The organism is Streptomyces sp. NPDC017993 (genome assembly GCF_044328065.1).
Classification (GTDB): Bacteria; Actinomycetota; Actinomycetes; order Streptomycetales; family Streptomycetaceae; genus Streptomyces.
Map to the genome: position 1 here is coordinate 1 of NZ_JBIRGO010000023.1, position 8,123 is coordinate 8,123.

Sequence of the window (8,123 nt, forward strand, 5' to 3'; positions counted from 1 at the left end):
ACCAAGCCGCCCTCGACCTCGCCGCCCAAGCCGACGAACGCCGCACCCGCATGGAAACCCGCCTCAACGGCATCCCCGGACAACGCTCCCAGGACGTGGACGCCGATGAGAGCGCCGAACGCGAGTCCAGCGACGTCGAGGACGCACCGGCCGCCGTCTAGGCCGCAGCCGGGCGCCCACGCGGCGGGAACCGGCTCCGCACCACGGGGAAGGCCCCCGGGAGGAAATCCTCCCGGGGGCCTTCCCCGTTCGCTGTGCCCGCGCCGACGGCCGGGGACACCCGGCGGTGTCCCGGCCCGGCACCCGGCTAGAAGGGCTGGAAGCCGTCGTACTCCTGGTCGGCCTCGTCCCGCTCCAGGTCGCGGTCCTTGCGGCGCTGAGCGGCCGGTCGGGGCGCCTCCAGGCGGTGGTCCTCGCCACGACGGCCCAGCATCTCCGCGCCGGCCGCCATCAGCGGCTCCCAGTCGAAGACCACGGCGTTGTCCTCGTGCCCGATCGCGATGCCGTCACCGGCGTGCGCGCCGGCCTTGCGCAGCGCGTCCTCCACGCCGAGGCGGTTGAGCCGGTCCGCGAGGTAGCCGACGGCCTCGTCGTTGTTGAAGTCGGTCTGGTTGACCCAGCGTTCGGGCTTCTCGCCGCGCACCCGGAAGAAGTTCTCGCCCTCGGGCGTCACCGTGAAGCCCGTGTCGTCCACGGCCTTCGGGCGGATCACGATGCGGGTGGCCTCCTGCACCGGCTTGGCGGCGCGGGCCTTGGCGACGATGTCGGCCAGCGCGAAGGACAACTCCTTCAGGCCGATGTGGGCGACGGCCGAGACCTCGAAGACGCGGTAGCCGCGCTCCTCCAGGTCGGGGCGGATCATCTCGGCGAGGTCCTTGCCGTCCGGCACGTCGATCTTGTTGAGGACGACCACCCGCGGACGGTCGTCCAGGCCGCCGTACTGCGACAGCTCCGCCTCGATCATGTCCAGGTCGGAGACCGGGTCGCGGTCGGACTCCAGGGTCGCGGTGTCCAGGACATGGACGAGCAGCTCACAGCGCTCGACGTGCCGCAGGAACTCCAGCCCAAGACCCTTGCCCTGGCTCGCGCCCGGGATCAGGCCCGGTACGTCCGCGATGGTGTAGACGGTCGAACCGGCCGTCACCACACCGAGGTTGGGCACCAGGGTGGTGAAGGGGTAGTCGGCGATCTTCGGCTTGGCAGCCGAGAGAACGGAGATCAGCGAGGACTTGCCGGCGCTCGGGAAACCCACCAGCGCGATATCCGCGACGGTCTTCAGCTCCAGGACGATGTCCCGGGCCTCGCCGGGCTCGCCGAGCAGTGCGAAGCCGGGGGCCTTGCGGCGGGCCGAGGCCAGTGCGGCGTTGCCGAGTCCGCCGCGGCCACCCTGTCCCGCGACGAAGGTGGTGCCCTGGCCGACGAGGTCGGCGAGCACATTGCCCTGGCGGTCCAGCACGACGGTGCCGTCAGGGACGGGCAGGACCAAGTCCTGGCCGTTCTTGCCGGAGCGGTTGTCGCCCGCGCCGGGCTGGCCGTTGGTGGCCTTGCGGTGCGGGTGATGGTGATAGTCGAGGAGGGTGGTGACGTCCTGGTCGACGACCAGGGTCACATCGCCGCCACGGCCGCCGTTGCCGCCGTCCGGGCCTCCAAGGGGCTTGAATTTCTCCCGCATCACGGAGGCCACGCCGTGGCCTCCGTTACCCGCGGCGACATGCAGCTCGACGCGGTCCACGAAGGTGGTCATGGTTGGTGCCTCCAGATAACTACGGGAATGTCTCTGTACTAACACGCCGAGGGCGGACCAGCCTTCCCGCTCTCGCGAGAAAAGGCGGTCCGCCCTCGGAGTGGTGCTAATGCTGAGCTATCGCTCGGCGGCTGATTACTCAGCGACCGGGACGATGTTCACGACCTTGCGACCACGGTGGGTGCCGAACTGCACCGCGCCCGCAGCCAGGGCGAACAGGGTGTCGTCGCCGCCGCGGCCGACGCCCGTGCCCGGGTGGAAGTGGGTGCCACGCTGGCGGACCAGGATCTCACCGGCGTTGACGGCCTGACCGCCGAAGCGCTTCACGCCGAGCCGCTGAGCATTGGAGTCGCGACCGTTCCGAGTGGACGATGCGCCCTTCTTGTGTGCCATGTCTCGTCAGTCCCTTACTTCGCCGGAGCGTCGATGCCGGTGATCTTCAGCGCCGTGTGGAGCTGGCGGTGGCCGATGCGCTTCTTGTAACCGGTCTTGTTCTTGTACTTCTGGATCCGGATCTTGTCGCCCTTGTGGTGGTCCACGACCTCGGTCTGAACCTTCACTCCGGCCAGCACCCACGGGTCGCTGGTGACGGCGTCGCCGTCAACGACCAGCAGCGTCGAGAGCTCGACGGTGTCGCCGACCTTCGTCGTGGAAATGCGGTCAACCTCGATGACGTCGCCAACAGCAACCTTCTGCTGGCGTCCGCCGGTGCGCACGATCGCGTACACGCGGAACTCTCTTTCGCTAGAAACGGGTCCTCTGATGCCAGCCGCTCACACAGGCGATGGAAAACCTGCGAAATCCGAGTGGACGAGCGGCCTCCCTCGGCGGACCGAGAGGTGTTTGCTCAGGGGTTTGGCGTCACACAGACACCGACGGTCAAGGTTACGGGGCCTTGACCAGGGGGTCAAACCGGCCCCGGACCGCTGACGGTCCGGGGCCGGCCGTGCTGCCGGGTGGTGCTCAGTCCTCCGTCGAAGCCGACACCGAGGGCAGCGACTGCTGCTCGGCGGCAGCGGTCTTCTTGGCCGCCGCCTTCGTCGTCTTCTTGGCGGCGGTCTTCTTCGTGGTGGTGGCCTTCTTGGCGGCGGCCTTCTTGGCGGTGGTCTTCTTCGCCGCCGTCTCCTTGGCCGCCGTCGTCTTGGCGGTCGCCGTCTTCGCCGCGGTCTTCTTCGCCGTGGTCTTCTTCGCGGCCGTCTTACGGGTCGTCGCCTTCTTCGCCGTCTTCTTCGCCGGCTCCGCCTCGGCGCCCTCGGCGGGCTCCGGGGCCTCGGCCGGCGCCTCGGCGTCCGGCTCGGCGGCCGGCGGTGCGGTGACGACGACGGTCGCCGCGGAGTCGTCGGAGACCTGCGGCGAGCCCGCCGGAGCGGTCGCCTTACGGGTCGCCCGGCGGCGCGGACGGGCCGGCGCGGCCTCCGCGGCCGGTGCCGGGGCGGGCTCGGGCTCGGGCGCCGGGGCCGGTGCGGTCTCGACCGGCACGACGATCGCGGCGGCCTCCTCCGCGGCCTTGGGGGCGCCCGCCGGGGCGGACACCTTCCGGCTCGCGCGACGACGGCCACGGCCACGTCCGGCGGCCGCCTCGGCCTCCGCCGGGCTGCCGTACCACTCGTCGGCCTCGGCCACCGCGGGCTGCAGCTCGGCCTCGGTCACCGGAGCGGGCTCCAGCTCCGGAGCCGACTCCTCTGCGATCGCGGCGTCCTCGTGCTGGTGGTCGACGTGCGCCTCGTGCCGCTCGCCGTTGCCGGACTTGCCCTTCTTCTTGCGCTTGCCGCCGCCACCGACGGACGTCGGCTGGTCCATGTGGACGATGACGCCGCGGCCGTTGCAGTGCACACACGACTCGGAGAAGGACTCCAGCAGACCCTGGCCGACCCGCTTGCGGGTCATCTGGACCAGGCCGAGCGAGGTGACCTCGGCCACCTGGTGCTTGGTGCGGTCCCGGCCCAGGCACTCCAGCATCCGCCGCAGCACGAGGTCCCGGTTGGACTCCAGCACCATGTCGATGAAGTCGATGACGACGATGCCACCGAGGTCGCGCAGCCGCAGCTGACGCACGATCTCCTCGGCCGCCTCCAGGTTGTTCCTGGTGACGGTCTCCTCGAGATTGCCGCCCTGACCGGTGAACTTCCCGGTGTTGACGTCGATCACGATCATCGCTTCGGTCTTGTCGATCACCAGCGAACCACCGCTGGGCAGCCAGACCTTGCGGTCCAGCGCCTTCATCAGCTGCTCGTCGATGCGGTACGTCGCGAAGACGTCGACATCCGAAGTCCACTTCTGCAGACGGTCGGTGAGGTCCGGCGCGACATGCGCGACGTAGCCGTGGATGGTCTCCCAGGCTTCCTCGCCGCTGACGATGACCTTGGAGAAGTCCTCGTTGAAGATGTCGCGGACGACCCGCACGGTCATGTCCGGCTCGCCGTAGAGCAGCGTCGGCGCGTTGGAGCTGCTGCTCTTGGCCTTCTGCTGGATCTCTTCCCACTGCGCCTGGAGCCGCTGGACATCGCGCGCCAGCTCGTCCTCGCTCGCGCCCTCCGCGGCGGTACGGACGATGACGCCCGCGTCCTCGGGGACGATCTTCTTGAGGATCTGCTTCAGCCGGGCGCGCTCGGTGTCCGGCAGCTTGCGGCTGATACCCGTCATCGAGCCCTCGGGCACGTAGACGAGGTAGCGGCCGGGGAGCGAGACCTGGCTGGTGAGCCGGGCGCCCTTGTGGCCGATCGGGTCCTTGGTGACCTGGACCAGCACGGACTGGCCGGACTTCAGCGCGGTCTCGATGCGGCGGGGGCCGTTGGCCATGCCCAGCGCCTCGAAGTTGACCTCGCCGGCGTACAGCACGGCGTTACGGCCCTTGCCGATGTCGACGAAGGCCGCCTCCATCGACGGCAGGACGTTCTGCACCTTGCCGAGGTAGACGTTGCCGACGTACGAGGTCGACTGCTCCTTGTTGACGAAGTGCTCCACGAGGACGTTGTCCTCGAGGACGCCGATCTGGGTGCGCTCGCCGCTCTGGCGGACGACCATCACCCGCTCGACGGCCTCGCGGCGCGCGAGGAACTCCGCCTCGGTGATGATCGGCACCCGACGGCGGCCCTGCTCACGGCCCTCACGGCGGCGCTGCTTCTTGGCCTCCAGGCGGGTCGACCCCTTGATCGACTGCACCTCGTCGGCGCTGGTGCCGCCCTCGTCCTTCTTGCGGGGCTCACGGACCTTGACGACCGTGCGCTCCGGGTCGTCGCCGTTGTGGGTTTCCGCCTCACCGGAGTCACCACTGCGACGGCGACGGCGACGACGGCGACGGCTGCTGCTGGACCCGCCTGCGCCGTGCTCGTCCTCGTCGGCGGCCTGCTCGTCGTCCTCGTCGGACTCGGCCTCCGCGTCGGCGGTCTCCCGCGTCTCGGACGGACGGCCCTCGGCGGGCTGGTCGTCCGCGCCGTCGGCGGACTCACCGCGACGGCGGCGACGGCCACCACGGCGGCGCCGGCGCGAGGGGCGGTCGCCGGACTCGTCGTCGCCCTGTCCGCTCTCGCTCCGGGCGGCGTCTTCCTCGGACTCGTCCTCGGCCTCCGGCTCCTCGACCGGGGCGGCGGCCACCGGCTCGGGCTCGGCAGGCGCGCCACGACGGCGGCGCCGGCGCGGGGCTGTGGGCTGCTCCTCGCGGACGCGCTCCTCACGGACCTGCTCCTCGGCCTCGGCCTCGGGCTCCTCGTCCTGACGGGCCGCGGCCGCGGCGGCAGCGGCCGCGCTCTCCGGGGTCTGGAACATCGGCTCGGTGAAGACCGGCGCCTGGAAGACGGCGGTCGGCGGGCGCTGCGCCCGGCGGCGGCCACGGGCCGGCGCCTCGGGCGCGGCCTCCTCCTCGGCGCGGGGCGCCTCGGCGACCGGCTCAGCGGCACGCTCACCACGGCGCCGCGCGCGGCGCTTGGGCGCCTCGGGCTGCGGCTCGGCGGCGGGGGCCTCAGCTGCGGGGGCTTCCTCGGCGGCGCTCTGCGCGTCACCGGCCGGAGCGGTGGCCTTGCGGGTCGCGCGGCGGCGCGAGCGGGCCGGCTTGGCCTCCTCGGCGGGCTCCGCGGCGTCCTCGACGACGGGGGCGGCGGCTGCCTCGGTGGGCTCCGCCGTCACCGGGGCGGTCTCCTCGGCGGCGCTCTGGGGGGCACCGGCCGGGGCGGTGACCTTACGGGTGGCGCGACGGCGGCCACGGGCGGGCCGGGCGTCGTCGTCCTGGGCGGCGGCCGGGGCCTCGTCCGCGACCTGCTGCGCGGCGGGCGCGGGCGCCTCGGCGGCGGCGGGCTCAGGGGTGGATTCGGACTGCGGGGCGCCGGCAGGCGCGGTGGCCTTGCGAGTGGCGCGACGGCGGCCGCGGGCGGGCTTGGCGTCGTCCTCGACCTGCGTCGGCTGCGCGGCGGCAGGGGTCTCCGCGGCGGCCGGAGCGGCGGCCTCGGGGACTGTCTCCTCGACGGCGTTCTGCGGGGACCCGGCGGGGGCGGTGACCTTGCGGGTCGCGCGGCGGCGGGTACGGGCGGGCTTGGCGTCCTCGCCGGTGGTGACCGCGGCAGCGGTGCTCTCCTCGGCGGCGGCCGACGGCGCGGCGGCCGCTTCGGCGCTCACCACCTCGGAGGCGGCGGCGCCACCGGCCGGCGGGCCGGCCGGCCGGGATGCCGCGCGGCGCCTGCGGCGGGGCGGCAGCGTGTCGCTGGGTGAGTTGTTGTCGTCGGCACCACGGTCCGCGGACGGCGTGGATTCGGTGGAATCGGTTGGTTCGAGCATGCGGGCGGTTCTCCCGTCACGCTCCCGGGCGCCGGGCCTTGTTCCGGTCGCGAGCCGCGTGATGTGCGCGGCTTCGCTGTCCGGGGCGTGGGCGCCGCACGGGAGCTGTCGTCTCGCTCGCCGGGCCCCGGTTCGGGGACCGGCGAAAGTCTCCTGGTCAGTGCGTCTGCCGGACCGGGGTGGCTCCCTGGCTGATCGGCGACGCGACGACGGCGGTCCTACGCAGTACCTTCCCCGGAAACTGCCGGGGAGACCCCACTCGTCACCTTCGCGGCACTCAGCCCGGCGGCCGTGGGTGGGGCGGCCGTGGCAGCGTCGCGGTCGGGCGCGAGCGGGTCAGTCACCGCGCCGGTCTCCTCATCGAGCAGCCCCTGCGCCAGCCTGGTCACCGCAGCGGGGACCGGCGGCGCCAGGTCGGCCGCAGCTCGGAGGCCGGACAGGACGTCGTCGGGTCGAACGGCAGGTGTCAGATGCCGAACAACCAGCCGCAGTATCGCACAGGCTTTGCCGTCGGGCCTATCGCCCTCACCCTCGGCGACCTCCAGAGCGGCCACCGCGGCGCGTGCGTCGAAGGTCCGCATGCCGTTTTTGGTACGGCGCTCGACCTGCACTTCTTCCGCGGCGAGGAACGCCTCGACGGCGTGCCCGGCCACCTCGGCCGCGACACCGTCCAGGCGCATCTCCCACACCGAGGCCTGCAGCCGGTCCGCGAGCCCGCTGGTGTGCGCCTCGACGGCGTCGATCACGTCGAGCCCCGTCGGCAGCGACTCGTCCAGCAGGGCGCGCAGCGTCTGCGGGTCGCGGTGCTTGGCGAGCTGGATCTCCAGATACTCGGCCTCGCTGCCCGTGCCCGTCGGGGCGGCGTTGGCGTACGACACCTTCGGGTGCGGGCTGAAGCCCGCGGAGTAGGCCATGGGGACCTCGGCGCGGCGCAGCGCCCGCTCGAAAGCGCGCTGGAAGTCGCGGTGGCTGGTGAACCGGAGGCGGCCGCGCTTGGTGTAGCGCAGTCGGATGCGCTGCACCGCCGGTGCGGGCGGCGGGCCTTCGGGCTGTCGCTTGCCCAGTGTCGTTCAGTCCTTCGTGAGTGCGGTCGTACTGCTACCTAGAGTACGTGTCCCGGGCGCGGCCGGTTCCCGGTGGGGCGCCACGGCGCTCTCCCGCCGCGGCTCCTCGGCGGCCCCGAACAGGGCCCGCCGCAAGTCCCTGCGGGTCTGCCGCCCCGTCTCGCGGGCGGCGCCCAGAGCCTGCCGGGCGGCCCGGCCCGCGGCGCGTACGGCCTGTCGTGCCGGGCGCCAGATGCCGTCGCGCAGGCCGTGCCCCAGCGGTGTGAGGACGTTCCGGTAGGCCCAGCGCAGCGGCTCGACGAAGATCCACCGCAGGAGCCGGCCGAGGAAGCGGCCGACCGCGCGGGACACGAATCCGGCGGCCCGCCAGCAGTGCCCGAGCGCGTCCCCGACCTCGCGGACGACGACGGTCACCGCCGCGACCAGGGCGCGGCCGACCGGCTGCAGCACGTACCGCCACACAGCGACGGCGGGCACGATCAGGATCCACCGAACGAGCGCGGCGACCACCAGGGCGACGCCGCGCGCCAGCCAGGCGATGCCGTGGC

General features: G+C 72.7%; 5 protein-coding genes and 1 pseudogene. All 6 read right to left on the bottom strand.

What is annotated here, in order from left to right; translation table 11 throughout:
• Positions 1-307: 307 nt before the first annotated feature.
• Entirely contained in the window at positions 308-1,744 is a 1,437-nt protein-coding gene (gene obgE, locus ACH4FH_RS32135) for a GTPase ObgE (protein ID WP_398559476.1), read from the bottom strand.
• 135 nt (positions 1,745-1,879) lie between these two features.
• Positions 1,880-2,137, bottom strand: a complete 258-nt coding sequence (gene rpmA, locus ACH4FH_RS32140; RefSeq protein WP_009717948.1) for a 50S ribosomal protein L27 — start codon at positions 2,135-2,137, stop codon at positions 1,880-1,882.
• A 14-nt stretch (positions 2,138-2,151) separates the two neighbouring features.
• Entirely contained in the window at positions 2,152-2,472 is a 321-nt protein-coding gene (gene rplU / locus ACH4FH_RS32145; RefSeq protein WP_398559477.1) for a 50S ribosomal protein L21, read from the bottom strand.
• Positions 2,473-2,707: 235 nt separating this feature from the next.
• Positions 2,708-6,511, bottom strand: coding sequence for a ribonuclease E/G (locus ACH4FH_RS32150; RefSeq protein ID WP_398559478.1), 3,804 nt, complete (start codon positions 6,509-6,511; stop codon positions 2,708-2,710).
• 218 nt (positions 6,512-6,729) lie between these two features.
• A complete protein-coding gene (locus ACH4FH_RS32155) occupies positions 6,730-7,533 on the bottom strand; it encodes a TIGR03936 family radical SAM-associated protein (RefSeq protein ID WP_398559479.1) in 804 nt (267 codons plus the stop codon).
• 48 nt (positions 7,534-7,581) lie between these two features.
• Positions 7,582-8,123 (bottom strand): annotated as a pseudogene (locus ACH4FH_RS32160) (hypothetical protein); the annotation flags it as partial.

Excerpts from the sequence above, each read along its gene's own strand:
- ACH4FH_RS32150 (WP_398559478.1), bottom strand. The coding sequence starts at position 6,511 with ATGCTCGAACCAACCGATTCCACCGAATCCACGCCGTCCGCGGACCGT.
- rpmA (WP_009717948.1), bottom strand. The coding sequence starts at position 2,137 with ATGGCACACAAGAAGGGCGCATCGTCCACTCGGAACGGTCGCGACTCC.
- obgE (WP_398559476.1), bottom strand. The coding sequence starts at position 1,744 with ATGACCACCTTCGTGGACCGCGTCGAGCTGCATGTCGCCGCGGGTAAC.